Consider the following 25,287-nt stretch of genomic DNA (forward strand, 5'->3'; position numbering starts at 1 on the left):
GCCTCAGCACTCCGCCAGCAGGACATCGAGATCGGCGGTCGAGCGATGGCCGATATCGGCACCGTGCTCGTCGAGAAATGCCTCGGCCGCCAGCCGCCCCTCGGACCGCAGCATCGAGACGAACTCCCACTCCGCATTGAGCTTCGACGAGGCGCCGAACTTCGCCAGCATGTCGCTCTTGATCCGGTGCGTCCGCATCTTCGCCCAGCGCGCGCCCTCGCCGCTGCCGGGATCTGCCGCCTGACGCAGCAGCGCGATCATCCGCAGCTCTTTCATCAGCGGCGAGTTGAAGGAGATTTCGTTGAGCCGGTTGAGGATCTCCGCCGCCGTGCGCGGTTCCTCCGGCCGCTCAGTCGGATTGATCTGGACGAGGATGGTGTCGTAGGCGCCGCTTTCGCGCACCAGCGGCGTGATCGTCGGGTTGCCGGCGAAGCCGCCGTCCCAATAGAGCTCGCCATCAATCTCGATCGCCCGGAACATGGTCGGCAGGCAGGCCGAGGCGAGCAGGACGTCGGCGGTGATCTCCGCGTTGCGAAAGATGCGGCCGCGCCCGGTCCGCACGCTCGTCGCGGTGATGAACAGCTTGATCGACGAGCCCGCGAGGCGCTCGAAATCGATGCTCTCGGCGAGCACCGCGCGCAGCGGATGGTAGCCGGTCGGATTGAGGTCGTAGGGCGAGAGCACCCGCGACATCAGATCGGTGAGGATATAGAAGGGCGAAGTATCGAGGGTCCACCGCCCCATCAGGCGGTCGAGCGGCGAGCGCTGCAGCGGGCTGAAGGCCGCGGCCTTCGACACGCGGCGCCAATATTGTTCGAGCGCCTCGCGCGCGCGCTCGGCGCCGCCGCCCGTCCAGCCGTCTGCCAGCACGGCCGCATTCATCGCGCCCGCAGAGGTTCCGGAGATCGCGGCGATCGTGAGCCACTTCTCCTCCAGCAGGCGGTCGAGCACGCCCCAGGAGAAGGCGCCGTGCGAGCCGCCGCCCTGAAGTGCGAGATCAATCAGTACGGCGTCGCGTTCCATGGCGGACACTCACGTAACTGAAGCTCAAATTCGACGTGCTTTTTAGCACGCCGAGGATGACAGCAGTGTAGGGAGCAATCGCCGAAAGTTGCAACCGGAACGTGGGATAGTTTAGTGCTCGAATACCAGCCGTGCGCCAACCGTGCCCTCGAGGGCACGGATCTGCTGGAGCAGCGCGCCTGAATCCTGGCCGCCGAGATCGGCGTCGAGCACGACATAGCCGAGGTCGCCCGCGGTCTCCAGATATTGCGCGGCGATGTTGATGTCGCGCTCGAGAAACACCTCGTTCAGCCGCCGCAGCATGCCCGGCACGTTGCGATGGACATGGCTGAAGCGCGCGCCGGCGGGACGCAGGTGCAGCTGCACCTCCGGGAAATTCACCGCGCCCATGGTCGATCCGGTGATGAAATAGTCCACCAGCTTGCGCGCGACCTCGCCGCCGATGCGCTCCTGCGCTTCCTCGGTCGAGCCGCCGATATGCGGGGTGAGGATGACGTTGCCGAGGCCCTGCACCGGGCTCTTGAAGCGATGCGCATTCGAGGACGGCTCGACCGGGAACACGTCGATCGCCGCACCCGCGATGTGTCCGTCACGCAGCGCGCCAGCGAGCGCATCGAGATCGACCACGGTGCCGCGGCTGTTGTTGATCAGGAACGAGCCCGGCTTCATCGCGCGCAGCTCCTTCTCGCCGATCATGCCTGATGTCTCCGGCGTCTCCGGCACGTGCAGGCTGACCACGTCGCTCTGCGCCAGCAGCTCTTCGAGCTTCTCGACCGGCTCGGTGTTGCCGTGGCGGAGCTTGTCGGTGCGATCGTAATAGATGACCCGCATGCCCATGGCCTCGGCCAGCGTCGAGAGCTGCGAGCCGATATTGCCATAGCCGATGATGCCGAGGGTGCGGCCGCGCACCTCGCGGCTGCCGGCCGCCGACTTGTCCCAGCCGCCGTCATGCGCCGACACCGAACGCGGGAAGATCTGGCGCAACAGCATCACGATCTCGCCGATCACGAGCTCGGCCACGCTGCGGGTGTTGGAGAACGGCGCGTTGAACACGGGAATACCGCGCTTGCGCGCGGCCAAGAGATCGACCTGGTTGGTGCCGACGCTGAAGCAGCCGACCGCGAGCAGCCCGTCGGCGGCCGCGAGCACCTCGTCGGTGATCTGGGTGCGTGAGCGGATGCCGAGCAGCGACACGCCCTTGAGCGCCCGGCGCAGATCCTCGCCGTCCAGCGCCTTGGTCAGCCGCTCGACATTGGTGAACCCTGCGCTCCTGAACAGGTCCACGGCGCTGTCATTGACGCCTTCCAGCAGCAGCGCCTTCGCGCTCCGCTCAGGGCTTTGGCCTGGGGCTGACATAGAATCTCCATAGGTGACGGCTTTGCCGCAGCTCTTAGACCGCGGACGGTGGGCAGCACAATAGGGCTTGGATATGGGAGGAAGATGGCGGGGCGGGAGGTGGATCTGGTGTACCAGACCCGTCATCCGCGCGCTCACAGCAGCCGGGCCGTCGCCCTTCGAGGGCCGCTACGCGGCCGCCTCAGGGTGACGGATCTAGATCACATAGAACCCGTGTGTGCCGTCCAGGCGAAGCTGCTCGACGAGGCCGTACTCCCAGTCGAGATAAGCCTGCATCGCGCGCTCGGCGACTTCGGTGCCCTCGTAGGGACGGCGGTAGCGGTGCGCCGGGTCCAGCTTGGGCAGCACGAGCGGCGGCGCGATCTCGAGCGTGCCGTCATAGCCGCCTTCGAGCACATAGACCTCCCAGCCCATCTGCGCGAGCCAGGACGCCGTCATGTCGGCGCGAACGCCCTTGTCGTCCGTGAGGACGATCCGCGCGCCGCGCACCGGCGCGGCCATGTCGGTCTCCTGGACGAGCTGGCCGCCCGGATAATGGCGAAAGCCCGGGAGATGGCCGGCCGCGTGTTCCTCGGCATCGCGCACGTCGAAACGATAGAGCGTGCGATCGGCTTCCGCGACCAGCGCCGACATCTCGCTTGCGCCGATGCGACGAACGCCGGCGCGATAGGCGACGTCACGGGCATTGGCCGGGCCGCCCTCGAACGATCCGATCGCGCCGCGCGTCTCCGCGCCGTGGTTGAGCGAGTGCCGCGCCAGCGTCCAGCCGATCGTGCCGTTGCGCAGCGCCCGTACCTTGTTCGGCACGCCGGCATTGATCAGCGACTGGGTGCCGATGATCGAGCGGGTGCGGCCGGCGCAATTGACGATGATCGTGGTGTCGGGGTCGGGCGCGGCCTGACCGGCCCGCAGCACCAGCTCCGCACCGGGCACGCTGACCGAGCCCGGGATGTTCATGGTCGCATATTCATCGAAGCGGCGAACGTCGAGGATGGCGATGTTGGCCTTGTCGGCGATCAGCTTTGCCACCTCGTCGGCGCTGAACGAGGGCGTATGGCGGCGCGCTTCGACCAGTTCGCCAAAGGCTTTGGAGTAGGAATTGACGTCCTCGAACACCTGATAACCCGCATCACGCCAGGCCTTCAGCCCGCCATCGAGCGCGCGGACGTTGGTGAAGCCGAGCGCGGCCAGCCGTTCGGCACCGGTCGCGACGAGCCCCTCGCCGTCGTCGTAAAGCACGATCGCCACGTCCTTGCGCGGCAACCTCACCGCGGCTTCGATATCGATCCGGTCCGCGGCCATGTTGGCGGCGAACAGGGGGTGGCCGGTGGCGAAAGCAGCCTCGTGCCTGAGATCGAGCAGCGCGATCTCCTCGCGCAGCAGCAGCGCGCGGCGGATATCAGCAGGAGAGACGGTCGAGAGCTTCATGGCAAGAACCCTAGCAAGCACCCTGGCGAGGACAGGCCATGGCTTTTGAACGATTAGGGGCGCGTTGGCTAGCCTTCGCGCACGCTCACTCGCCCGGAACCAGCTTTCCGAGCGGTGGCTGCGCCGGGCGGCGCAGCTTGCGGCGCGACAGATAGAGCAAGATGCCGGTCACCGAGAACAACGGCATCAGCGCTGCAGCGATCATGAAGGCGAGCTTGCCGGGCCAGCCCAGAAACGCGCCACGATGGATGTCGAGCACGTTGGCGATGATCTTCTCGCCGAGGCTCTTGTCGGCATAGCGCTCGGCCGAGATCACTTGCCCCGTGATCGCATCGATGCGGAATTCGTCGCGCGTGGTATCGAGCGTCGAGTCCTTCGGCCACGACCGGATCCGGATCACCGTTCCCGGCCCATTCGGCAGCGCCAGCAGCACCTTGGAGAAGCGGCCGGCCTCCTCGCGCTGGATCGTCGTCCAGGCGCGATCGAAGCCAACTGATTGATCCGCCTCAGGACGGCCAGCGGCGCGCGGCGCCTTTGCAGCCATCTTCGGCTGCATCTTTGCGGTGGCGACATGTGGGCGCGACAGCAGCCAGACGACACCGTCCTTGTACCAGTCGAACGAGTACCACAACCCGGTCAGCGTCATCACGAGATAGACCGGCAGCACCCAGGTGCCGATCACCGCGTGCAACGAGCGATGCAGCCCGCGGCCGCTGAGACCGAGATTGGGCTTCAGCCACATCTTCACGCTGGTCGCGCGGCGTGGCCAGCGCAGCACGAGGCCCGTGATCAGCATGACGATCAGGCCGAGCGCGGCAATCCCGGTGATCGGACGGCCCCAGCCCTTGGCCTCGCCGGGAATGAGCAGCCAGCGGTGCAACTGGCGCACGGTGACGAAAAACTCTTCGCCGCGCGGCGCGCCCAGCACGCGCGCGTCGTAGGGATCGACATAGAGCGAGCCGCGCCGGGCGCCCTGCTCGTCGCGGCCGAAGCGGGCACGCACCGCCGCCGACGGATCGCTCGACAGCGTCACGGACGCGACCTTGCCGATATCAGGCATCGCCTGCAGCCGGGCCACCAACTCGTCCGGCATCAGCGCCGGCGTCTGGCGCGGCGCGACCTGCATGATGCCGCTGTTCAGATAGTCGCCGATCTCGTCCTCAAAGCTCATGATCGAGCCGGTCAGCGCGATCAGCGCAAGCAGCAGCGCGAGCACCAGGCCCGCGATGGAATGGACCTGATGCAGGACCGCCTTGATGGTGTGCCCCACCCTATTCATCGAATCCGGCCTTCTTGATGAGGGCGATCGCGGCATTCTGGGACGCAGCGATCTCGTCGACCGGCAGAGTATCGGCAGTGAACGAGCTCATCCCGGCAACGACGAGCGCACGCTCTGCCGCGGCCAGCACGGGATATTCCAGCTCGGCGGCGGCAAAGATCCGTTGCGCCACCGGTGTCACCAGGAATTCGAGGAATTGTCGCGCTTCGGCGGGATGGGGCGCATGTTTCGCGATGGCCGCGCCGGTGAGATTGACGTGCGTGCCGCCGCCCCTGAATGTCGTCGGCACCGCCTTGACGTCCGCCGCCCAGTTGCGCCAGTCGGAGCCCTCGCGTCCGTCACGCAATTGCGCCAAGGCGACGGTGTTGCCGATGCCGATCTCGCACGTGCCTTGCGCGATCTCGCGGATGACGTCGTTGTCCTTGCCATCAGGCTTGTGCGCGAGATTGGCCTTCAGGCCGGCGAGCCAGGCTTCCGTCGTGGCCTCACCGTGATGAACGAGATAGGCCGCGACCAGTGCGACATTGTTCTGGTGAAGCGGCGAGCGCATGCAGAGCTTGCCGCGCCATTGCGGATCTGCGAGGTCTTCGTAGTCGATCGCGGCGAGCGCGCTGTCCTTGCGGGCAAAGACGACGCGCGGGCGGACTGCGAGCGCAAGCCATTGCGCACCGCTGCTACGGAGATTTGCCGGGATTGCCTGCTCGATGCGCGCGGACGAAGCAGCCTGTGTCAGCCCGCGGGCCGAGAGCTCGGTCGTCTTGTCCAGCCCAATCGTCAGAAGCACGTCCGCGGGCGATGCTGTGCCTTCCGACGCAAGGCGCTTGACGAGCCGATCCTCGACGAAGACCACGTTCACCCTGATGCCGCTGGCTTCGGTGAAAGCTGCAACGACAGGCGCGACCAGGGCCGCTTCCCTGGTCGAATAGAGCGTGATCTCCTCGGCGCGGCTCGCACCCGTGGCGGCAAGGCAGGCGGCCGCCACCGCGACAAGCACCGCGATGGCTTTGTGCCGCGCCGCCATCGTCAGAACTTCACCGTGGCCGACAGAGACACGCGCCGCGCATCACCGATCGCAACGTTCAGATTGTTGATGGCGGAGGGATAGTAGACGGTGTCGAACAGGTTCTTGACGTTGAACTGATAGATCACCGGCGTGTTCTGGTATTTCGTCTCATAGGTCGCAAAGATATCGGCGACGACATAGGACGGCAGGAAGAAGCTGTTGGTTGCATCGCCGGGGCGGTCGCCGACATAGCGAGCGCCGCCGCCGAGGCGAAGCTGGCCCGGCAATGCGGTGCCGAAGTCATAGACCAGATAAAGTGACGCCGTGTTCAAGGCGACGTTTTGCAGCTTCCTGCCATAAAGCGTCGGATCTTCGGAAGCCGTCACGCGCGCGTCGGTATAGCCATAGCTGCCGATCAGGGCCCAGCTATCGGTGAGCCTGCCGGTGACATCCAGCTCGACGCCGCGCGAGTGGGCGCGGCCGACGGTGTGAATCTCCACATCATTAGCGCTGTTGGTCACCGTCGTCTGCACGTTCTTCTTGTCGAGATCGTAGAGCGCCAGCGTACCGGAGATGCGCTTGTTCAAATCGAACTTCAGGCCGGTCTCGTATGACACGCCCTCCTCGGGCGCGACCTTGGAATCGACCACGACGCCGATCGGTGCGATGGTCGAGTTCGGCTTCAACGACTCGGTGTAGCTCGCATACAGCGAGACCTCGTCGGTCAGCTTGAAGATGGCGCCGCCGAGCGGAAGCACCTTGTCCTGGGATACGTTGGTATTGGTGTTGAACGGCTTTCCACGCCCGGCGATCTGGTCGTAGTCCATGTAGCGTACGCCGCCGACCAGCGCGAACCGCTCGGTGAGATGCAACGTGTCCTGGAAAAACAGCGACCACTGGCCCAGCTTGTCGGTCTGTGCGCTATCGGGGTTCGACGGCGTCGTCCCCGGCCCGATCAGCCCGTAGACGGGATTGTAGACGTTGAAGGCGGGAGTTGCCTGCCGGATCAAGGTGTCACGGTAGATGGTGCGATACTGACCGTCGCCGCCGAACACAACGTCATTGCGCATGTTGCCGAGCCAGAAGCCGCCGGAAACGTACGACGTTCCGTAGCTCACGTTACTGAGCGAGCTTCCCGTGCCGTCATTGCTGCGCGTTTCGGCGCCAGTCGTGAAGTTGATGTTGGTAATACGGAGCTGGTTGGCGCTGAAGGTTTCGGTGTTGTAGCTGTAGCCAGCGTAGAGCTTCCAATCCTGGTTGAAGCGGTGCTCGACCGAGGCCTGGATCAGGTCGGACGTGCCCCATGTGTTGTTGAAGGGTTCGTCGAGCCGGCGCGTGGACGGCACCGCCAGCGGCGCCTTGGTCACCGGATTGAACGCGGTGCCGCGATCGAACGGATAGATGAACTCGCGATGCTCGTAGTTGAGCTGGACCGTTGTGTCCTGGCCGTACCAGGCCAGTGACGGCGCAACCAGCATTTCGCGGTGACGGCCGAAATTGCGCCAGTAATCCTCGCTGACGCCGTAACCGATGAAGCGGTAGGCAAGGCCCTGGTCGCCGATCGGACCGGTGATGTCGAGCAAGCCGTCGGCACCGGTCTTGGAGGCACTGAAGGCCGAGCCGAGCAGCGTCACCGAACCGTGCTGATAGAGCTCGGGACGCTTGCTGATGGTGTTGACGATACCGCCGGGGTCCATGATGCCGTAGAGCAGCGAGGCCGGCCCTTTCAGCACCTCGACGCTTTCGACCGCGGAATTGAAGCTGCGGCCCTGCACCAGCGGCATGCCGTTGCGCATGATCGAGCCGTCGCGGTTGTCGCCGAAGCCGCGGCGGATGACGGCATCCTGCGAGCCGGCGAGCGTGTTGGTCTGGGTGATGCCGGAGATGTTGATCAGCGCATCGTCGATGTTGCGAGGGAGCTGGTCCTTCAGCACCTGCTCGGGCACGATGTTGACGGCCTGCGAGGTATTGAGCGGCGAAGCGCCGCTGCGCAGGGTCGTCGAACTCGGCATCGCGCGGTAACCGAGCTTTGCCGCCTGCTGCGCGGCAGCCGCCGCCGCGGCGCGTTCCGAGGATGTCGGCTCCGCAGGAGCGGCCGTCGCATTGCGGCTGCGCTGGCGCGCGGCGGTTTGCTTGCGACGCGGAGACTGTTCCGCGGCACGCGCCGCTGGTTTCGACCGCTGCGCCGGCGCTTCCACCGTCACCGGCGGCAACGCCGATTGCGCCTGTGCGCTCGTCGTGATGGAGGGGGTTTCAGCGAGCAGCACGGCTGCACCGATGAGAAGACTTGCACGGCTCTTGCCGGCAAGAAGACAATGGCCGCTGACGCGGCGGCCATCCACGAGGGCACGCACTTTCATTCCACTTCAAGTCAAGAACTTTGAAGTGTCGGCCTGTAACAGTCGCTGCGCGCGAAGAGAACCGTAGCCGGGCTTGAATAGCTCTAGTGTTGAATCGTTCTAAGCGCAGAAGCGCGCCGAACGTCAATCAAGGATTGATCTTGCAGCAAGCGCGACACGCTGCGCGCGAATTCGCGGCAACGTGTCACGACATTGTGCGCTCTCACACGGCGGCGGGAGCAGTCAGTTCGTCGAGCTTTTGCTTGAACGCCGCGCCATCGGACCAGGCACGAAGCGGCGGACGAACGCGCAGCCATGCCGCATCGCCCGTCTGTGCCGCGAGGATCGCCTTCAGCGTCGCGGTGAACGACGGAGTCTTCAGCACGATGTCGACCACGGCCTTCATGCGCGCTTCGACGTCCTTGCCGTCGACCATGCCCTTGACCAGCTCAGGCACGACATTGGCCATGCCGCAGATGGTGCCGGCGCCGCCGCCGGCGATCGCACGGGTGATATCGGTTTCGTTGCCGACGGTGATGGCGAGCTCGGGCGCGGCGGCACGGAACGCCTGGAACTGCTTGAAGTCGCCGCTGGAGTCCTTCAGGCCCGCAACCACCTTGCCGTAACGCTTGCGCAAATTCGCGGCGACGCTGGTCGGGATTGCGACGCCGGAGACCTGCGGGATGTGATAGAGATAGGCGCGCAGACGATCGTCGCCGACACCGTCGAAGATCGCGGCGAACGCATCCTCGATGCCCTCGGGCGAGACGCCGCGATCGAAGTAAGGCGGCAGATACAGCACGTGGCGCAGGCCAAGGCCGAGCATGGCGCGCGTCAGCGCGATGCTGTCGGTTATGGCGGGAAAGCCACCGCCGACGCCGATGCGCTCCGCCGGCACACCGGCCTTGAGCACGGCTTCGATGGTCGCGACGCGCTCGGCGACATTGAACGAAGTGCCCTCACCGGTGGTGCCGAACAGCACGACACCGTCGACGCCCTTGCCGAAGAGTTTTTTGGCGTGAGCTGCGAGCTTGGCGGAGTCCACACTGCCGTCCGTCGCCAACGGGGTTGCCGACGCCACCCAGAACCCGCGAATCGCCTCCGTCATCTCACCACCCTTTGCTGCAACCTCGGACTAAGCCCCTGATCTCCAACGATCTTGGGATGCCTTCCGAGCCTTGTTTTTGCTTTACTTTTGATGTTGTACCTTACATACAAGACAGACGCAAACCCTTTCCACCGTCGCTGCGCGCATGAGGCGCAGCCGAATTTAGAGGAGGTCTCGCATGAACATGGTGACCCCCATTGAGCGGCCCGACCAATTGCTCGGCGCGCTGCGCGACAAGCTTGGCGCGGCCGCGGTGCTGACCGGCGCGGATGTGCCGGCGCGCAATTGCAACGACTGGAGCGCGAGCCTGCCGCAGACGCCGCGCGCGGTGATCCGCCCGCTCGATGCGCAAGGCGTTGCCGATGCGATCCTGACCTGCCGGCAGGCGCGCCAGCCGTTTGTGCCGCAGGGTGGCTTGACCGGACTGTGCCGCGGCGCCTCGCCCGAAACGGGCTGGGTCGCGATCTCGCTGGAGCGCATGACCGGCATCGAGGAGATCGATCGCGCCTCGATGACGATGACGGTGAAGGCGGGCACGCCGCTGGAGACGATCCAGAAGGCTGCGGACGAGGCCGGCTTCTTCTTTCCGCTCGATCTTGGCTCGCGCGGCTCCTGCGCGATCGGCGGCAACCTCTCCACCAATGCCGGCGGCAATCGCGTGATCCGCTACGGCATGACGCGCGAGCTGGTGCTCGGCCTCGAAGTGGTGCTGCCCGACGGCACCATCATCACCAATCTCAACAAGCTGATGAAGAACAATGCCGGCTATGATCTGAAGCATCTCTTCATCGGCTCGGAAGGTACGCTCGGCATCATCACCCGCGTCGTGCTGAAGCTGTTCCCGAAGCCGCGCTCGACCATGGCCGCGCTCTGCGCCCTGAAGGACTATGCCGCGGTGATCGCGCTGCTGGATGCCGCGCGCAGCGGGCTCGGACCTTTGCTGTCGGCCTTCGAGGTGATGTGGCCGGACTATTGGGACGTGATCACGACACGCGCCGGCGTGAAGCCGCCGGTCGCCGCGGGTCTCGGCCTCTACGTGCTGGTCGAGGCGCAAGGCACCGACGAGAGCATCGACGCGCCGCGCTTCCAGGCCTGGCTCGAAGAATTGATGGAGCGCGGACTGCTGGCCGATGCCGCGGTGGCGCAATCGCTGGGCCAGACGCAGGCGTTCTGGCGCGTACGCGACATCTGCGCCGAGTTCGGCCAGGTGCTGGGGCCGCACATCTCCTACGACATCGGCCTTGCGGTGGCGCGGATGGACGAATTCGTCACGCGCTGCAAGGCGGCGCTCGCCGACGGCATCGAGGGCTGCGAGAGCGTCTATTACGGCCATATCGGCGACGGCAATCTGCATCTGGTGTCCTGGGTCACGGGCCTCACCGTCGAGCAGCAGCCGAAGGAGGAGATGGACGCGATCATCTATGGTCTCGTGCGCGAGATGGGCGGCAGCGTCTCCGCCGAGCACGGCATCGGCACCTTGAAGAAGAAGTGGCTGGGCCATGCCAGGAGCGAGCCCGAGATCGCGCTGATGCGCACCTTGAAGGCCGCGCTCGATCCCGATCACCTGCTCAATCCCGGCAAGGTGATCTGAGCGAGCGAGCGCATGAGATCGCTCAAGCTCGATACGCCGAAATCCCTGTCGCAGCGTGTGATGCAGCGGCTGCGGCAGGCCATCATCGAGGGCGAGTTCGCGCTCGGCGCCGCCATCTCCGAGGAGATGGTGGCGAATTCCTTCGGCGTCAGCCGCACGCCGGTGCGCGAGGCGATGGGCCAGTTGCAGGCGCAGGGTCTCGTGGTGATCCGCCCGCAGGTCGGCAGCTTCGTCTTCACCCCGAGCGCGGACGACATCACTGCGCTCTGCACCTTCCGCGTCACGCTCGAACCCAGGGCGGCCGAGCTTGCCTTTCGCCATGATCGCGACGGCGCGCTCGCAACGATGAGCGAGGCGATCGCGGCGATGGAGCCGGCGGTCGAGGCCAGGGACAACATCGCCTATGGCCGCGCCGACGCCGCGTTCCACGAGGCGCTGTTCGCCCATTGCGGCAATCACTATCTCGCCGAGTCCTACCAGCTCGTCGCCGGCCGCGTCGCAGCGTTGCGCACAAATCTGACCTCGCCGATCGACGTGCGGACCCGTTCGTCCTTCGACGAGCACCGCAAGCTGCTCGACCTGTTCGCGCGCGGCGAGTTTGCGGCGTTCGAAGCGAGCATGACCAAGCACATCACCAATTCGGCCGTGGTCTATGCCAAGGCCTTGAAAGTGGACGCGCTGAAGGCGGAGTAAGTGTTACCGCCCACCCTTCGATCCCGGCCGGTCAAGGAAATCCAGCGCTGTGTTGATCTGCTCGAGCTGGTGCTCGATCCTGTCGCGATCCTCCACGGCTTTCGCCTTCTCGAGTTCCTCGACGAGCTTCTGCTTCCGCGCCAGCAAGTTCTCTATGACCGTACTCACAAGACCCCCATCGCCCCGAAACGAGCATCGGGGCAAAAACCGGTTGCGGACACTGGCGCCGGGATTGCCGAGACGCGCGCGAGCGTGGCTCGTGCGGGTGCCTAGGTCAGAATGTTCACGGGGGCGGATGGTTCCTGCAGATGAACCGGAGCCGATGCAACTATTTGTGGCGGGAATCATGTGCCGTGAGCCGCATCATGACCTCGATCACGAATGTCCCCGCCCATGCCCGTGCAACACCCGCAGATGGGCGTGATATGGTCCTCCAAAACAAGCATCGTCCGTTCAGGGGATGAAGGAGGCGCGCCATGCACAAGGTCTGGATCGAGGCGGCGTTGAACGGACCGTGGAGCCGCGCGCTTCAGCCCGGCATTCCCGACACGATCGAGGCGATCGTCGCCGAGGGCATCGCCTGCGCGGAAGCGGGCGCTGCTATCATTCACACCCATGCCTATGACGGCGGCGGGCCGCAGACGTTCGACTGGCAGGTCTATGCCCGCATCATCGAAGGCATTCGCACCAAGGTCGACGTGCCCGTCTATCCCTCCATCCCCGGCCTCGATGCGCGCGGCAATGTTGCCGATCCCAAGGCGCGCTTTGCCCATATCGAGGCGCTCGCCGAACGCGGCCTGCTCGAATTCGCGGTGGTCGATCCCGGCAGCGTCAACTTCACGCTGACCGCGACCAGTGCGCAGGCCAAGCCCGCGGAGACCTATCTCAATCCGGAGACCCATATCCGCCACGGGCTTGATGTCGCCAAGCGCCGCGGCATCCATCCGGCCTTCGCGATCTACGAACCCGGCTTCATCCGCGCAGGTGCTGCACTGGCCCGCGCGAGCGGCGTGAAGTCGCCGGTCTACCGCTTCATGTTCTCGCAACAATTCGCGTTCTGCTTTCCGCCGAAGCCCTATGGCCTCGCGGCGCTGGTCATGCTGGCGGAGGAGGAAGCACCTGGTGCGCCCTGGATGGTCTCCGGCCTCGGCGTCGACATCACGCCGCTGATCGGCGAAACCGTGGCCCGCGGCGGCCATATCCGCGTCGGGCTGGAGGATGCGCTGCTGGGCTCGACCGCGACCAATCTCGGCCTGGTCGAGGACGCAGTGCGGAGGGTGCGAGAGCACGGCGGCGAGCCGGCCACGACGGCCGAGGTCCGGCAGGCGCTGGCGAAGGGTTAACCCCGCCCGAACGACTACGGAACCTCGATCTTTCACGCGTCCGTCGGTTGTATTCGGGGACGCGGAGTCCTATGCGTAGGCGCCATGGACACCCAGATCATCGCTGCCGAAAAGCCCCTGATGGCCCAGGCACGCCCGCGCAAGCCGGCGCCGTTCCTTCCCATGAGCCGCGCCGAGATGGACGCGCTCGGCTGGGATGCCTGCGACATCGTGCTGGTGACCGGGGACGCCTATGTCGACCATCCGAGCTTCGGCATGGCCATCATCGGCCGGCTGCTGGAGGCGCAGGGTTTCCGGGTCGGCATCATCTCGCAGCCGGACTGGCAGTCGGCCGAGCCGTTCAAGGTGCTGGGCAAGCCAAAAGTGTTTTTCGGCGTCACCGGCGGCAACATGGACTCCATGGTGAACCGCTACACCGCCGACCGGCGCCTGCGCCATGACGACGCCTATACGGCGGGCGGCGAAGGCGGCAAGCGGCCGGACCGCTGCACCGTCGTCTACGCCCAGCGCTGCCGCGAGGCGTTCAAGGACGTGCCGATCATACTCGGCGGCATCGAGGCCTCGCTGCGCCGGATCGCGCATTACGATTACTGGTCCGACAAGGTGCGCCGCTCGGTGCTGGCCGACGCCAAGGCCGACCTGCTGCTCTACGGCAATGCCGAGCGCGCCGTGGTCGAAGTCGCACAGCGGCTTGCCGCAGGTGAGGCGCCGCGCGAGCTCGACGATATCAGGGGCGTCGCGCTGTTCCGCCGCGTGCCGGAAGACTACGCCGAGTTGCACGCCGACGATCTCGATTCCGCCGACGAAGGCGCCACGCGCCAGAAGGGCGCGACCGTCATCAGGCTGCCGGCGCTGGAGCAGGTCGAGCAGGACAAGGAAGCCTATGCCCGCGCGTCACGCGTGCTGCACCGTGAGAGCAATCCCGGCAACGCGCGCCCGCTGGTGCAGCGTCACGGCGATCGCGACCTCTGGCTCAACCCGCCGCCGATCCCGCTGACCAGCGACGAGATGGACGCGGTCTACGACCTCCCCTACGCGCGCGCGCCGCATCCATCCTATGGCGAGGCCAAGATCCCCGCCTGGGACATGATCAAGTTCTCGGTGACGATCATGCGCGGCTGCTTCGGCGGCTGCACCTTCTGCTCGATCACCGAGCACGAAGGCCGCATCATCCAGAACCGCTCCGAAGGCTCGATCCTGCGCGAGATCGAAAAGATCCGCGACAAGACGCCCGGTTTTACGGGCGTGATCTCCGACATCGGCGGCCCCACCGCCAACATGTACCGGATGGCGTGCAAGGACCCGAAGGTCGAGGCCGCGTGCCGCCGGCCGTCCTGCGTCTTCCCGGAGATCTGCCCGAACCTCAACACCTCACATGACGATCTGATCCGGCTCTATCGCAAGGTGCGCGAGACCAAGGGCATCAAGAAGGTGATGGTCGCCTCCGGCGTGCGCTACGACCTCGCGGTCGAGAGCCCCGAATACATCAAGGAGCTCGTCACCCATCACGTCGGCGGCTATCTGAAGATCGCGCCGGAGCATACCGAGCGCGGCCCGCTCGACAAGATGATGAAGCCGGGCATCGGCGCCTATAACCGCTTCAAACGGATGTTCGATGCCGCCGCCGAGCAGGCCGGCAAGAAATACTATCTGATCCCCTACTTCATCGCCGCGCATCCGGGCACGACCGACGAGGACATGATGAACCTCGCGCTCTGGCTCAAGAAGAACCGTTATCGCGCCGACCAAGTGCAGACCTTCCTGCCCTCGCCGATGGCGACCGCAACGGCGATGTACCACACCGGCGTCAACCCCTTGCGCGGCGTGCGCCACGGCGGCAGCGACAAGGTCGATGCGATCAAGGGCCTGCGCCAGCGCCGCCTGCACAAGGCGTTCCTGCGCTACCACGACCCCGATAATTGGCCGGTGCTGCGCGAGGCCCTGATCGAGATGGGCCGCCGTGACCTGATCGGCTCGCGGCCCCACCAGTTGGTCCCTGCGTACCAGCCGCCCGGCACCGGCAAGGCCGCCGGCACCAGGCGCCCACTCCGCCCCGGCGGCAAGACGCAGAAGTTCACGACCAAGGGTCTGCGGGTGATGAAGTAGCGGGCGCCGCTCGCCTGCTAAAGATCGAGCACCACATCTCCCGACACGGCGTCCGTGACACCGCGTCCGTTGCCCTGGTCCTCGAGCACGGACCTGAAACTGTCGAGGGTCTTGATCATCGCCGGTCGTGCTGCAATGAGCGCGTCCTGACTGGACCACGTGCCGATCAGGCAGAAGGTCTGCTCGCCGGTCTGGATGATGACTCCGCGCTCGAGGCCCGGCCATTTCGCCTTGCCGTCGCGATGCGCGTCGAGGAAGGCGACCTCCTTACCCCGCTTCACCCTGAATTTCACCACGTTATAGACTTGCATGATGCGCCTCCCGACAATGGACCGATGAAAGCGGACGCCGTTCGAGGTCGAGGACGAAATTCCCTACGGCCGCCTCGGCCAATTGTTGCCCTCAGGTGCAGCGACGTCACCGTGACAAATCATCATGGCGAAACGGCGTACTCGCGCGACGCAGGCCATCCAGAACAAAATGTCGAAAACAACCCCATGCACAGTAGACGGCATGAGCGGGAACAATGGCTTGGGCCGCTATGTCGTGGCTTTGACACGTCGGGCAAAACAGGCGCATGATGGCATCATCGGGCGCGTGGGCTAGCGCGGGTCGGCCAGCTACTCCGTATCGATATCCTCAAGCTTCACGCCGCGTCCCGCGCGCAGGCTATTGCGCGCCTGTTCAACGCGCTGCAGGAAGCGAGGATCATTCTCCAAACGGTATTCGAACCAGTCGTCCTCTGATTCGAATCCAATCAGCACGCCAGCCGGCTTGCCGTGACGCGTGATGACGATCTCCTGCGTTTCCGCTTCACGGAGATAGCGGGACAGATCATCCTTGATCTCTGAGAGCGGGACCTCTTTCACTCCGGACTTCCGAACTGTGCGAGCCATGACTCGGCCTCCGATTTGGCAACGATCGCCAGAATTTCGACGGTCGTGCCGGATACATCATAGAACACGCGCGTCGTCCCACACCTAGCCTGTATCAAGGCCGGCGCAATGATGGCTGTCACGCCCGCCGAAATCCGTTGACTCAGACCGCATCACGTAACATATATAGTTACATGAAACGCGACAGCCGCTTGTCCGGCGTGCTCCACGTGCTCTTGCACATGGCGCAGCAGCCGGGTCCCTTCACCTCCGAGACCCTGGCGAAAGCCATGGACACCAATCCGGTGGTGATCCGCCGCATCATGGCGGGGCTGCGGGACCTCGGCTATGTCCGCTCGGAGAAGGGCCATGGTGGCGGCTGGACGCTCGCTTGCGATCTTTCCAAGGTGACGCTGCGCGACGTCTACACCGCGCTCGGCAGTCCCGCGCTTCTGGCCATGGGCAACCGGACCGAGGCGCCCGGCTGCCTCGTCGAGCAAGCCGTCAATGCCGCGCTCGACCAGGCATTCGGCGATGCAGAGGCGTTGCTGCTGGCGCGCCTCGGCGAGGTGACGCTGGCGCGGCTTGCCGACGATCTGCGCAAGCGCCTCGGGACGCGAAAACATCAAGGCATCGACGCGCACCACGCGTGACGAGCGCCATTCAGCAGGACAACATCGTGACCGACATTCAAAGCGCATTCGCCGATCCGCAAATGGTGGCGACATACACCGAAGGACCGCCGCGGTTCGTTCCCGGTTACACTTCGATGTTGTCCATGGCGGCGATCCTGCTGGCCGAGCGTGCGCGTGACGACGCGCGCATCCTCGTCCTCGGCGCCGGCGGCGGCCTGGAGTTGAGAGCCTTCGCGCAGGCGCAGCCGCGCTGGAGTTTTGATGGCGTGGACCCGTCAGCGGCGATGCTGGATCTCGCCAAGCAAACGCTGGGCCCGCTCGCCTCGCACGCACATCTCCACCAGGGCTATATCGACGACGCACCGGACGGACCGTTCGACGGCGCGACGTGTCTTTTGACGCTGCACTTCGTCGATGTCGCGGAGCGGCGTCGCATCGCCGCGGAAATCCACCGCCGGCTCAAGCCGGGCGCGCCGTTCGTGGCAGCCCATTTCAGCATCCCAGGCGGCGACGATGAGCGGCCGATCTGGCTTTCGCGCTATTCCGCGTACCTGGCCGCATCCGGCGTCGAGCCCGACAAGGCGGCCGCCGCCCGAAAGGCGGTCGACGGGCAATTGAGCATTCTGGCGCCGGAGCAGGATGAGATGATTTTGCGTGAAGCCGGCTTCTCGGGCGCATCGGTGTTCTACACCGGCTTCACCTTCCGCGGCTGGGTCGCGTACGCCTGAGGCCTCGCGCCTTCAAATGCGCTGCGGCAATTCCATCGATCGTCACAGCGCCTTGACATGTTTGGAGAAGATGCGCACCGGCGCGCCCTTGCGTTGGCCCTGCCGTTCGAACGCGACCAACGCAACGCGCTCGACCGTTTCGCGCAGGCGCATGAACCGGGCCTCCCTTTCGCCGGGCAGCGTGCCCTTCGTGCCGTCGAGATCATCCAGCGCACTGCTGCTGATCTCGCAATCGACGACCTTCGCGCCGAGCATCATCGTAAAGAGAAATGCCATGCGCCTGGTGTCGTACGCCAGAGGCCGACCGCGGGTCAGCTGCACGGCTTGGTCGGAAACTCCCAGTGCACGCGGCAATTGTCAGCCTGCCGTTTTGACGGCGGTACACAGCGATGGCTCCGCCAAGCGGCGCGCCTGCGAGGCAAAATCCTCGAACGTTGTGACCGCATCGCTCATGTTATGGCAGCCGCGACTGTCGCGTGACGCGTGAACGCGAAGGTCGAACAGCTCCATCCAGAACAACGGGCTCTCGGGCAAGCCCGCCGCCAACGCTTCGAACATGCTGATCTCGCAATCCCCGACACGTTCGAGCGCAACCATCCGCGAACCATGGGCGATATCGGCAAGTCCGAGCAACTTTCCGTACCCTCGCAATATCTTCACGTTGATGGGCGGCGCGGCGCCGTCACTGCTGGACATCAAGGCCATCGTAGCTTTCGGGGAAAGGGGCTGCCCCGAGAACGCAAGACCTGTCTGGGGGCAGACAAGCGATTTAAGTCACACGCCCCCCGGTTTCTTGTTATCGTGAGCCAATAAGTTGATTTTTCATGCCGTGATCACGATCGGCGAGCCCAAAGAGCGAGGCCCGCAGCGGCAACGTCGAAAGGGTTCGGTGTGCCGACTGCCCATTCGCCCCATTTTGAAACAATGCCCAGTGCGACCGGCGGAATCGCCCGCCTGGTATGGGCGCGCCTGCGGGACGCCGGCATCGAGGCGGACAGCCTGTTGTCCAGGGCCGGATTGACTCTCAAGCAGATCGAGGATCGCAAGGCGCGCGTGAGCGCCGAGAGCCAGATCAGGTTTCTGGAACTCGGTGCAGAAGCGCTGCAGGACGACACGCTCGGATTTCATCTGGCACGGGACTTCGACCTGCGTGAAATCGGCCTGCTCTACTATGTCGCGGCATCCTCCCGCACGGTTGCCGAAGCCTTGTCCAAGACCGAGCGCTATTGCCACCTCGCCAATGAAGGGGTTTCACTGCGATTTGCCGCGAAGGAAATGAAAATTGCGCTGAGATATGTCGGCGTGGACCGGCGGTCGGACCGGCATCAGATTGAATTCTGGCTGACCACCATCATTCGAATCAACCGCGTCCTGACCAATCGCCGGCTGGTCCCGAGCCAGGTGCGGGTCGCCCATCGCCGCCGCACGACACCCGCGGGCGTGAAGTCGTTCATGGGGTGCGAGATCGAGTTCGGCTGCGACGTCGACGAGATCATCTTCCCGCAATCAACCGGCCTCATCCCGATCGAGAGCGCCGACCACTATCTGAACGATCTGCTGGTCACCTATTGCGAAGAGGCGCTGGCGCACCGCAAGTCCCGCGTGACCTCGCTCAGGTCGAGCGTCGAACATGCGATCGCGCCCCTGCTCCCGCACCGCGAGGCACGGGTCGAAGAGATCGCCCGCCGTCTCGGACTGAGCCATCGCACACTGGTACGGCGCCTCGCTTTGGAGGGATTGACCTTCAGCGGTATCCTCGACGAGATGAAGATCGACCTCGCCAAGAGCTATCTGAAGGACGATGGACTGCCCATTTCGCAAACCGCCTGGCTGCTCGGCTACGGCGAAGTCAGCGCGTTCACCCACGCCTTCAAGCGCTGGACCGGAATGACACCAAGGCAATGGCGCGCCCTGGACACCCCCGAACGGGACAACGACGCAGGCCACGGGTCAGATCGTGAGCAGGTTTCCTCGGAGTTGCCCATCGCAAATCGCCGCGACCGTCCCTAGATTGCCCCCATGAAGAAAATCGGATTTCTGTCCTTCGGACACTGGACACCCTCGCCGCAATCGCAGACCCGCTCGGCCGGCGACACGCTGTTGCAGTCGATCGACCTCGCCGTCGCGGCGGAGCAACTCGGCGCGGACGGCGCCTATTTCCGCGTGCATCATTTCGCGCGGCAGCTCGCCTCGCCCTTCCCGCTGCTCGCCGCGGTCGGCGCCAGGACAAGCACGATCGAGATCGGCACGGCCGTGATCGACATGCGCTACGAGAACCCGCTCTACATGGTGGAGGACGCGGGCTCCGCAGATCTCATCGCCGGCGGGCGGCTCCAGCTCGGCATCAGCCGCGGCTCGCCCGAGCAGGTGATCGACGGCTGGCGCTATTTTGGTTATCGCCCGGCCGAGGGCCAGAGCGACGCCGACATGGGTAGGCGCCATGCCGAGGTGTTTCTCGACCTGCTCCGCGGTGAAGGTTTTGCCGAACCCAATCCGCAACCGATGTTTCCGAACCCGCCGGGACTGCTGCGCCTCGAGCCGCACGCGCAGGGCCTGCGCGAGCGGATCTGGTGGGGCGCCGGCTCGAACGCCACTGCGGTGTGGGCGGCGATGCACGGCATGAACTTGCAGAGCTCGACGCTGAAGAACGACGAGACCGGCGAGGCCTTTCACGTGCAGCAGGCTGCGCAAATCCGCGCCTATCGCGCCGCGTGGAAGGACGCCGGCCACAGCCGCGAGCCCCGCGTCTCCGTCAGCCGCAGCATCTTTGCGCTGATGGACGATCGCGACCGCGCCTATTTCGGCGGCGAGCGCGGCGGCGAGGACCAGATCGGCTTCATCGATCCGCGCACCCGCGCGATCTTCGGCCGGAGCTATGCCGCCGAGCCGGATGTGCTGATCGAGCAGCTCAAGCAGGACGAGGCGATCGCCGAGGCGGATACGTTGCTGCTGACGATCCCCAATCAACTCGGCGTGGATTACTGCGCGCATGCGATCGAGGCGATCTTGAAGCATGTGGCACCCGCGCTCGGGTGGCGGTGAGCTGATAGCTCACCGTTCAAGTCGGGGCGCTATTTCTCTGCGCCCTGATTTTGTCGAGCCAGGCCGCCAAACGCGGATGTCCCGTGTATCGGCCTCCCATGCTTGCCAGTTCCTGCTGAAACACCGGCAGCGACAACAGCCTTTCGATGTCGGGCTCCCTGATCTTCCAGATCGCCGGCGGAAAGAAGCCATGCACCTTGAGCTCGTAGAGCTCGAAGATCGAGTGGATGATCTCGTGCACGGCCTGCCGCTCTTGCGCCGTGATCTCGATGTCGCCGGCTGCCCCGCGTTCGAGGAACACCGAGACCGGAAGGCGGCGCCGCAGGTCGGAGACCCGGTCGGAATAGCGAAGGAAGATGTCCGCGCCGAGACGTCGATTGTTGGTGTGGAGCGCTACGTAGATCGCCGTCATGCCGACGATGACCGTCCCGAGCGTCATGAATCTAAGAATATGGTCGAGCACGCGTCTGTCTCCTTGCGCGGGGCAGCGGAGTTAAAGATGTAGACCACGGCGCGAGCTGATCAAATGGGCCGCCGAGGCTCGAAGTTGAAGCGGCAGGACCCTTGTGGCATATTATGCCATAAGGTCGAACAACGAGGACGACGATGCCAACGAGAAACGTCGTGCTGACGAAACACCAACAGGAACTCATTGAAGCCCTCGTCGAGTCCGGTCGCTACCAGAACGCCAGCGAGGTGCTACGGGATGGGTTGCGACTGGTGGAGCAACGCGAGGCCGAGGACGCTGGCAAGCTCAAGGCGTTGCGCGCCGCGGCCCGCCTCGGCATCGGGTCATTGGAGCGAGGCGAGTTCAAGGAGTTCACGACGATCGACGACCTGCAGAAATATCTGACTGATCTGTCGGAGAAGGTCATCGCTGGAACGGACGAATAAAGCGGTATGGCCCGGCAACAATGGCGCGTCCGCCTCGGCGCTGCCGCTGAGGTCGACTTTGCGAATATTCTGAAATGGACCACCGAGAATTTCGGGCCACGACAATCCCGCCTTTACAGGGACACGCTGGTTCGGGCGATAGGCGAACTCGCCAATGGCCCCGAGCTTGCGGGTTCCAAAGCCCGAGACGAGATCGCGCCGGGTCTTCGCACGCTCCACATTGCGCGACACGGTCGGCGCGGAAGCCACTTCCTCATGTACCGCGCCGCGCCGGAGAGCACGATCGAACTCGTGAGAATCCTCCACGACAGGATGGACCTTCGGCGGCACATTCCGACCGACGAAAGCGACGGATAATCTCCCGATAAAGCCATGCGGGAGGGCTGCTGGATCGCTACCCCGCCTTCACACTCGCATCGATCAGCAGCTTCGCGGCCGCGACCGCCGACTGCGCGGGGCCGTCCTCGGATTGCTGGCCGGTGACGTAGATGCCTTCGATGAGGAGCAGCAGGGCATCGCCGAGCACGTTCGGCTGGCGCGCGCCCATGCCGGCGGCGAGCTCGCGCAGGCGCTTGCGGAAGACCTTCTTGTGAGCTTCGGCGACCTGACGCGCGGGATTGTCGCGCGAGGGATATTCCACTGCAGCGTTGCTGAGGCCGCAGCCGCGATAACCCTTGGCGACGGCGCGCGAGGCGAGCTGGCTGATATAGGCGAGCACATGATCGCGCGCATTGCTATAGGTCTTGCCGCCGGGGCGCTCGAAATTCTCCCAGAAGCTCAGATCGTAGTCGCGCAGATAAGCGGCGGCGAGATCGTCCTTGGAGGCGAAGCTGCGATAGAGGCTGGGTTTTGTCACGCCGGCCCGGTCCACCACCTCGTCGACGCCGACGGCGCGGATGCCCTCGCGGTAGAACAGCTCGCTGGCGGAGGCGCGAATGCGGTCGGCGGCCCGGACGGGCGCTTCAGCGGGTTTTTCGGCTTTTTTCGTCATTGGGCTTCGTCCGCCTTCGGCATAGGGGGCTTGACAATGTTACTGACCGGTACGTACTAATGCCGCATCGCAATACGTACCGGTAAGTAACATGCCCCAACCCTCTGTTCAATCCCCCGCCTCCCGGCGGCCGTTCGGCCAAAACTACGCCTTCGTGGTCGTCGCCGTGATTTTCCTCGCGCTGCTTGCCGCGGCGGGACTGCGCTCGACGCCGGGCGTCCTGATGCTGCCGCTGCAGAAGACATTCGGCTGGGACGTCAGCGTGATCTCGTCCTCGGCGGCGATCGGCATCTTCCTCTATGGGCTCGCCGGTCCCTTCGCCGCGGCGGTGATGCAGCGCTTCGGCATCCGCCGCACGGTGCTGGGCGCGCTGGCGCTGATGTCGGCCTCGACGGCCGCGAGCTACTTCATGACCGCGCCGTGGCAATTGTTCATGACCTGGGGACTGCTCTCCGGCATCGGCTCGGGCGCCGTCGCCAACGTGCTCGGCGCCACCATCGTCAATCGCTGGTTCACAACCAATCGCGGCCTCGTCATGGGATTGCTGACCGCGAGCACCGCGACCGGCACGCTCATCTTCATGCCGGGCCTTGCAGCACTGGTCGAATGGGGCGGCTGGAAGCCGGTGGTGCTGACGGTGGCGGCGTGCTGCGCGGCGCTGATCCCGCTGGTCTATGTGCTGGTGCCGGAGCGACCGGCATCGATCGGCCTGCGCTCCTATGGCAGCACGCATGACGACCAGCCGGCATCGCCTGCGCAGGGCAATCCGTTCGTCGCGGCCATCAGCAACCTCGTGCGCGCGGCGAAGACGCCGACCTTCTGGTTCCTGTTCGCGACCTTCTTCATCTGCGGCTTCACCACCAACGGCCTCGTCGGCACCCATCTGATCGCGTTCTGCGGCGACCATGGCATCCTCGAGGTGCAGGCCGCGAGCCTGCTGGCGCTGATGGGATTCTTCGACCTGTTCGGCACCACGCTGTCGGGCTGGCTCACCGACCGCTTCGATCCGCGCAAGCTCCTGTTCTTCTATTACGGCCTGCGCGGGCTGTCGCTGATCTACCTGCCCTACTCGGATTTCTCGTTCGTCAGCCTGTCGGTGTTCGCAGCGTTCTACGGGCTCGACTGGATCGCGACGGTGCCGCCGACCGTGCGCATCGCCAACGAGACGTTCGGCGACAGGAACGCGCCGCTGATCTTCGGCTGGGTCGTCGCCGGCCATCAGTTGGGGGCCGCATGCGCCGCCTTCTTCGCCGGCTTCATGCGCTCGTCGCAGGGTGACTATCTGCAGGCCTTCATGATCGCCGGCGTGACCGGCATCGTCGCGGCGCTGCTGTCGCTACTGATCGGCCGTCGGCCGGCACAGCCGGCGCTCGCGCCGGCGTGAGGGGCGCATCGAAGTCGCGAGATGGGTCCGGGACAGGCGAATTGGCTGCCCCGGCCCCTGTCGTCTTCGAAACACGCACGTCAGCCCGTCTTCGTCCCCGTGACGACGGCAAGTGCCTCGACGAGGCGGTCGAGATCGGCCTCGTCGGTGAACAGCGCCGGCGTCACGCGGATGCATTGGCCCCTGGCGACGCCGGCCCGGCGCACCGTCATGATCTTGTGGCCGTCCCTGAGCTTCGCCACGACGGCGTCGTTGTCGGCCTTGCTGGTCTTGCCGGCGAGACGGAAGGACGTGATCGCGCCGTATGAGCCGGCTTCGTCCGGCGTCAGGATCTCGATGTCCTTGAAGCCGCGGGCGCGGCTCACCCAATAGTCGCGCAAATAGCGCAGGCGGGCCTGCTTCGCCGCGGCGCCGATCTGCTGATGCAGCGCCACCGCCGTCGGCACCGTCAGCACCGTGGCGAAATTGACCGTGCCGGTATGCACGCGCGAGCGGATATCGGTCTCGGCAAAGTCCTCGTCGCCCATGTCGCGGTCGATGTCGGCGAGGCGGTCCTTCCTGATATAGAGGAAGCCCACCCCGAGCGGCGCGCCGATCCATTTGTGCAGATTGAAGCCGACGAAATCGGCCTCGAGCTCGCCGACGCGGAAGTCCATCTGGCCCCAGGAATGCGCGGCGTCGACGATGGTGTCGATGCCCTTGGCCTTCGCCATGCGGGCGATCTCCGCGATCGGCATGACGAGGCCGGTGCGATGGCTGACATGGGTCAGCAGGAGAAGCTTCGTCTTCGGGTTGGCCTCGATGGCGCGGGCATAGGCGTCGAGCACCGCCTGGCGGCTGGCGGGCTCCGGCACGTCGAACTTGACCACGTCGACACCACGGCGCGCCTTGAGCGAATTCATCGCATATTGCATCGAATCATAGTCGAGGTCGGCATAGAGCACGCCGTCGCCGGGCTTCAGCCTGTTGTAGCCGCCGATCAGGAGCTGCAGCGCTTCGGTCGCGCCGCGGGTGAGCGCGATCTCGTCGGGCGCAGCACCGACCGCCTCCGCCACCTTGATCCGCACCGCCTCGAAGTCCGCGCCCGCACGCTGCCGCGCGTAGAACGTGTTCTGGTAGTTGATCATGTCGGACTGGCGGATGAACTCGCGCCTCACCGGTTCGGGCATGATGCCCCAATAGCCGTTCTCGAAATTGACGACGTCGGGCGTCACGGCATAGAGCCCCTTCACCGCCGCCCAATAGGCCTTGTCGGTGGCGATGGCGGCCGGCGTGCCGGTCGGCGCCGCCGGGAGGCTTTCGGCGGCAAACGCCGGTGTCGCAAACGGCGCCACCGCTGCGGCCACAAAACCCTTCAGGATCGACCGGCGGTCGGACGACATGGTCTCAGTCAGATGCATTCTAGATCTCCACGATGCGCGGCGAAGGGAGCAGCGATCAGTAGAGCGCGAATGACGGAGCCATGACAT

26 protein-coding genes are annotated in these 25,287 nt (G+C 65.2%); 11 read left to right on the forward strand and 15 right to left on the reverse strand.

The window, feature by feature from the left end; genetic code table 11:
* Nucleotides 1–3: 3 nt before the first annotated feature.
* The 7 genes from VGR99_RS27585 to VGR99_RS27615 form a co-directional block, all read right to left on the reverse strand.
* Nucleotides 4–1,023 carry a patatin-like phospholipase family protein gene (locus VGR99_RS27585; protein ID WP_326903013.1) on the reverse strand — a complete coding sequence of 340 codons (1,020 nt, stop codon included), beginning with the start codon at nt 1,021–1,023 and terminating at the stop codon, nt 4–6.
* Between the two features lie 111 nt (nt 1,024–1,134).
* The gene (serA, locus tag VGR99_RS27590; RefSeq protein WP_326903014.1) at nt 1,135–2,379 is read right to left on the reverse strand and encodes a phosphoglycerate dehydrogenase; all 1,245 of its coding nucleotides are present in this window, start codon (nt 2,377–2,379) and stop codon (nt 1,135–1,137) included.
* A gap of 195 nt (nt 2,380–2,574) precedes the next feature.
* Entirely contained in the window at nt 2,575–3,807 is a 1,233-nt protein-coding gene (locus VGR99_RS27595) for a rhodanese-like domain-containing protein (RefSeq protein ID WP_326903015.1), read from the reverse strand.
* Between the two features lie 85 nt (nt 3,808–3,892).
* Nucleotides 3,893–5,086, reverse strand: a complete 1,194-nt coding sequence (locus tag VGR99_RS27600; protein WP_326903017.1) for a PepSY-associated TM helix domain-containing protein — start codon at nt 5,084–5,086, stop codon at nt 3,893–3,895.
* Complete coding sequence (locus tag VGR99_RS27605; protein ID WP_326903018.1) at nt 5,079–6,107, reverse strand: extracellular solute-binding protein; 1,029 nt, start codon at nt 6,105–6,107, stop codon at nt 5,079–5,081. The genes VGR99_RS27600 and VGR99_RS27605 overlap by 8 nt, the downstream gene beginning before the upstream one ends.
* Nucleotides 6,108–6,109: 2 nt before the next feature.
* Nucleotides 6,110–8,449 carry a TonB-dependent siderophore receptor gene (locus VGR99_RS27610; RefSeq protein ID WP_326903019.1) on the reverse strand — a complete coding sequence of 780 codons (2,340 nt, stop codon included), beginning with the start codon at nt 8,447–8,449 and terminating at the stop codon, nt 6,110–6,112.
* A gap of 202 nt (nt 8,450–8,651) precedes the next feature.
* Nucleotides 8,652–9,536, reverse strand: a complete 885-nt coding sequence (locus VGR99_RS27615) for a dihydrodipicolinate synthase family protein (RefSeq protein WP_326903021.1) — start codon at nt 9,534–9,536, stop codon at nt 8,652–8,654.
* Between the two features lie 178 nt (nt 9,537–9,714).
* On the opposite strand from VGR99_RS27615, the gene VGR99_RS27620 reads away from it, so the two are divergent.
* The gene (locus VGR99_RS27620) at nt 9,715–11,127 is read left to right on the forward strand and encodes an FAD-binding oxidoreductase (RefSeq protein ID WP_326903022.1); all 1,413 of its coding nucleotides are present in this window, start codon (nt 9,715–9,717) and stop codon (nt 11,125–11,127) included.
* 12 nt (nt 11,128–11,139) lie between these two features.
* Entirely contained in the window at nt 11,140–11,820 is a 681-nt protein-coding gene (locus VGR99_RS27625; RefSeq protein ID WP_326903025.1) for a GntR family transcriptional regulator, read from the forward strand.
* Between the two features lie 3 nt (nt 11,821–11,823).
* Here the strand turns inward: VGR99_RS27625 and VGR99_RS27630 are convergent, their stop codons facing one another.
* Nucleotides 11,824–11,988: a hypothetical protein gene (locus VGR99_RS27630; protein WP_326903026.1), complete on the reverse strand. Its 165-nt coding sequence runs from the start codon at nt 11,986–11,988 to the stop codon at nt 11,824–11,826.
* A 308-nt stretch (nt 11,989–12,296) separates the two neighbouring features.
* On the opposite strand from VGR99_RS27630, the gene VGR99_RS27635 reads away from it, so the two are divergent.
* On the forward strand, nt 12,297–13,163 hold the full coding sequence (locus tag VGR99_RS27635; protein ID WP_326903027.1) for a 3-keto-5-aminohexanoate cleavage protein: 867 nt from the start codon (nt 12,297–12,299) through the stop codon (nt 13,161–13,163).
* Between the two features lie 84 nt (nt 13,164–13,247).
* A complete protein-coding gene (locus tag VGR99_RS27640) occupies nt 13,248–15,269 on the forward strand; it encodes a YgiQ family radical SAM protein (RefSeq protein WP_326903028.1) in 2,022 nt (673 codons plus the stop codon).
* 17 nt (nt 15,270–15,286) lie between these two features.
* Here VGR99_RS27640 and VGR99_RS27645 read toward each other — a convergent pair whose 3' ends face one another.
* Together VGR99_RS27645 and VGR99_RS27650 are read right to left on the reverse strand one after the other, a co-directional pair.
* Nucleotides 15,287–15,580 carry a DUF718 domain-containing protein gene (locus tag VGR99_RS27645; RefSeq protein WP_326903029.1) on the reverse strand — a complete coding sequence of 98 codons (294 nt, stop codon included), beginning with the start codon at nt 15,578–15,580 and terminating at the stop codon, nt 15,287–15,289.
* A gap of 309 nt (nt 15,581–15,889) precedes the next feature.
* Nucleotides 15,890–16,165: a type II toxin-antitoxin system Phd/YefM family antitoxin gene (locus VGR99_RS27650; RefSeq protein ID WP_326903031.1), complete on the reverse strand. Its 276-nt coding sequence runs from the start codon at nt 16,163–16,165 to the stop codon at nt 15,890–15,892.
* Between the two features lie 173 nt (nt 16,166–16,338).
* Here VGR99_RS27650 and VGR99_RS27655 point away from each other — a divergent pair, with 173 nt between their 5' ends.
* Together VGR99_RS27655 and VGR99_RS27660 are read left to right on the forward strand one after the other, a co-directional pair.
* Complete coding sequence (locus VGR99_RS27655) at nt 16,339–16,797, forward strand: Rrf2 family transcriptional regulator (protein ID WP_326903032.1); 459 nt, start codon at nt 16,339–16,341, stop codon at nt 16,795–16,797.
* Nucleotides 16,798–16,859: 62 nt separating this feature from the next.
* Nucleotides 16,860–17,507, forward strand: coding sequence for a class I SAM-dependent methyltransferase (locus VGR99_RS27660; protein ID WP_414645191.1), 648 nt, complete (start codon nt 16,860–16,862; stop codon nt 17,505–17,507).
* Between the two features lie 42 nt (nt 17,508–17,549).
* Here VGR99_RS27660 and VGR99_RS27665 read toward each other — a convergent pair whose 3' ends face one another.
* Nucleotides 17,550–17,828: a DUF1488 family protein gene (locus VGR99_RS27665; protein ID WP_326903034.1), complete on the reverse strand. Its 279-nt coding sequence runs from the start codon at nt 17,826–17,828 to the stop codon at nt 17,550–17,552.
* A 36-nt stretch (nt 17,829–17,864) separates the two neighbouring features.
* The gene (locus VGR99_RS27670; protein ID WP_326903035.1) at nt 17,865–18,212 is read right to left on the reverse strand and encodes a hypothetical protein; all 348 of its coding nucleotides are present in this window, start codon (nt 18,210–18,212) and stop codon (nt 17,865–17,867) included.
* A 219-nt stretch (nt 18,213–18,431) separates the two neighbouring features.
* Here VGR99_RS27670 and VGR99_RS27675 point away from each other — a divergent pair, with 219 nt between their 5' ends.
* Both VGR99_RS27675 and VGR99_RS27680 read left to right on the forward strand, forming a co-directional pair.
* Nucleotides 18,432–19,517, forward strand: coding sequence for an AraC family transcriptional regulator (locus VGR99_RS27675; RefSeq protein ID WP_326903036.1), 1,086 nt, complete (start codon nt 18,432–18,434; stop codon nt 19,515–19,517).
* Between the two features lie 9 nt (nt 19,518–19,526).
* On the forward strand, nt 19,527–20,549 hold the full coding sequence (locus VGR99_RS27680) for an LLM class flavin-dependent oxidoreductase (RefSeq protein WP_326903037.1): 1,023 nt from the start codon (nt 19,527–19,529) through the stop codon (nt 20,547–20,549).
* A gap of 16 nt (nt 20,550–20,565) precedes the next feature.
* On the opposite strand, the gene VGR99_RS27685 is transcribed toward VGR99_RS27680, so the two are convergent.
* Nucleotides 20,566–21,012, reverse strand: a complete 447-nt coding sequence (locus VGR99_RS27685; protein ID WP_326903038.1) for a hypothetical protein — start codon at nt 21,010–21,012, stop codon at nt 20,566–20,568.
* A gap of 143 nt (nt 21,013–21,155) precedes the next feature.
* Between VGR99_RS27685 and VGR99_RS27690 the strand changes: the two genes are divergently transcribed.
* Nucleotides 21,156–21,443 carry a type II toxin-antitoxin system ParD family antitoxin gene (locus VGR99_RS27690; RefSeq protein WP_326903039.1) on the forward strand — a complete coding sequence of 96 codons (288 nt, stop codon included), beginning with the start codon at nt 21,156–21,158 and terminating at the stop codon, nt 21,441–21,443.
* Between the two features lie 6 nt (nt 21,444–21,449).
* Nucleotides 21,450–21,800 carry a type II toxin-antitoxin system RelE/ParE family toxin gene (locus tag VGR99_RS27695; RefSeq protein WP_326903041.1) on the forward strand — a complete coding sequence of 117 codons (351 nt, stop codon included), beginning with the start codon at nt 21,450–21,452 and terminating at the stop codon, nt 21,798–21,800.
* A 37-nt stretch (nt 21,801–21,837) separates the two neighbouring features.
* Here VGR99_RS27695 and VGR99_RS27700 read toward each other — a convergent pair whose 3' ends face one another.
* Complete coding sequence (locus VGR99_RS27700) at nt 21,838–22,434, reverse strand: TetR/AcrR family transcriptional regulator (protein ID WP_326903042.1); 597 nt, start codon at nt 22,432–22,434, stop codon at nt 21,838–21,840.
* A 91-nt stretch (nt 22,435–22,525) separates the two neighbouring features.
* Between VGR99_RS27700 and VGR99_RS27705 the strand changes: the two genes are divergently transcribed.
* The gene (locus VGR99_RS27705; protein WP_326903043.1) at nt 22,526–23,818 is read left to right on the forward strand and encodes an MFS transporter; all 1,293 of its coding nucleotides are present in this window, start codon (nt 22,526–22,528) and stop codon (nt 23,816–23,818) included.
* An 80-nt stretch (nt 23,819–23,898) separates the two neighbouring features.
* On the opposite strand, the gene VGR99_RS27710 is transcribed toward VGR99_RS27705, so the two are convergent.
* On the reverse strand, nt 23,899–25,218 hold the full coding sequence (locus VGR99_RS27710; RefSeq protein ID WP_326903045.1) for an aminotransferase class V-fold PLP-dependent enzyme: 1,320 nt from the start codon (nt 25,216–25,218) through the stop codon (nt 23,899–23,901).
* Nucleotides 25,219–25,287: the final 69 nt, after the last annotated feature.

Source organism: Bradyrhizobium sp. (genome assembly GCF_035935975.1).
Taxonomy (GTDB): Bacteria; Pseudomonadota; Alphaproteobacteria; order Rhizobiales; family Xanthobacteraceae; genus Bradyrhizobium.

Coding starts and splice junctions, on each gene's coding strand:
- VGR99_RS27645 (WP_326903029.1), bottom strand. CDS start 15,580: ATGCAAGTCTATAACGTGGTGAAATTCAGGGTGAAGCGGGGTAAGGAG.
- VGR99_RS27610 (WP_326903019.1), bottom strand. CDS start 8,449: ATGAAAGTGCGTGCCCTCGTGGATGGCCGCCGCGTCAGCGGCCATTGT.
- VGR99_RS27650 (WP_326903031.1), bottom strand. CDS start 16,165: ATGGCTCGCACAGTTCGGAAGTCCGGAGTGAAAGAGGTCCCGCTCTCA.
- VGR99_RS27675 (WP_326903036.1), top strand. CDS start 18,432: ATGCCCAGTGCGACCGGCGGAATCGCCCGCCTGGTATGGGCGCGCCTG.
- VGR99_RS27690 (WP_326903039.1), top strand. CDS start 21,156: ATGCCAACGAGAAACGTCGTGCTGACGAAACACCAACAGGAACTCATT.
- VGR99_RS27695 (WP_326903041.1), top strand. CDS start 21,450: ATGGCCCGGCAACAATGGCGCGTCCGCCTCGGCGCTGCCGCTGAGGTC.
- VGR99_RS27700 (WP_326903042.1), bottom strand. CDS start 22,434: ATGACGAAAAAAGCCGAAAAACCCGCTGAAGCGCCCGTCCGGGCCGCC.
- serA (WP_326903014.1), bottom strand. CDS start 2,379: ATGTCAGCCCCAGGCCAAAGCCCTGAGCGGAGCGCGAAGGCGCTGCTG.
- VGR99_RS27680 (WP_326903037.1), top strand. CDS start 19,527: ATGAAGAAAATCGGATTTCTGTCCTTCGGACACTGGACACCCTCGCCG.
- VGR99_RS27620 (WP_326903022.1), top strand. CDS start 9,715: ATGAACATGGTGACCCCCATTGAGCGGCCCGACCAATTGCTCGGCGCG.
- VGR99_RS27655 (WP_326903032.1), top strand. CDS start 16,339: ATGAAACGCGACAGCCGCTTGTCCGGCGTGCTCCACGTGCTCTTGCAC.
- VGR99_RS27710 (WP_326903045.1), bottom strand. CDS start 25,218: ATGCATCTGACTGAGACCATGTCGTCCGACCGCCGGTCGATCCTGAAG.
- VGR99_RS27600 (WP_326903017.1), bottom strand. CDS start 5,086: ATGAATAGGGTGGGGCACACCATCAAGGCGGTCCTGCATCAGGTCCAT.
- VGR99_RS27605 (WP_326903018.1), bottom strand. CDS start 6,107: ATGGCGGCGCGGCACAAAGCCATCGCGGTGCTTGTCGCGGTGGCGGCC.
- VGR99_RS27595 (WP_326903015.1), bottom strand. CDS start 3,807: ATGAAGCTCTCGACCGTCTCTCCTGCTGATATCCGCCGCGCGCTGCTG.
- VGR99_RS27635 (WP_326903027.1), top strand. CDS start 12,297: ATGCACAAGGTCTGGATCGAGGCGGCGTTGAACGGACCGTGGAGCCGC.
- VGR99_RS27670 (WP_326903035.1), bottom strand. CDS start 18,212: ATGGCCTTGATGTCCAGCAGTGACGGCGCCGCGCCGCCCATCAACGTG.
- VGR99_RS27625 (WP_326903025.1), top strand. CDS start 11,140: ATGAGATCGCTCAAGCTCGATACGCCGAAATCCCTGTCGCAGCGTGTG.
- VGR99_RS27640 (WP_326903028.1), top strand. CDS start 13,248: ATGGACACCCAGATCATCGCTGCCGAAAAGCCCCTGATGGCCCAGGCA.
- VGR99_RS27615 (WP_326903021.1), bottom strand. CDS start 9,536: ATGACGGAGGCGATTCGCGGGTTCTGGGTGGCGTCGGCAACCCCGTTG.
- VGR99_RS27585 (WP_326903013.1), bottom strand. CDS start 1,023: ATGGAACGCGACGCCGTACTGATTGATCTCGCACTTCAGGGCGGCGGC.
- VGR99_RS27705 (WP_326903043.1), top strand. CDS start 22,526: ATGCCCCAACCCTCTGTTCAATCCCCCGCCTCCCGGCGGCCGTTCGGC.
- VGR99_RS27660 (WP_414645191.1), top strand. CDS start 16,860: ATGGTGGCGACATACACCGAAGGACCGCCGCGGTTCGTTCCCGGTTAC.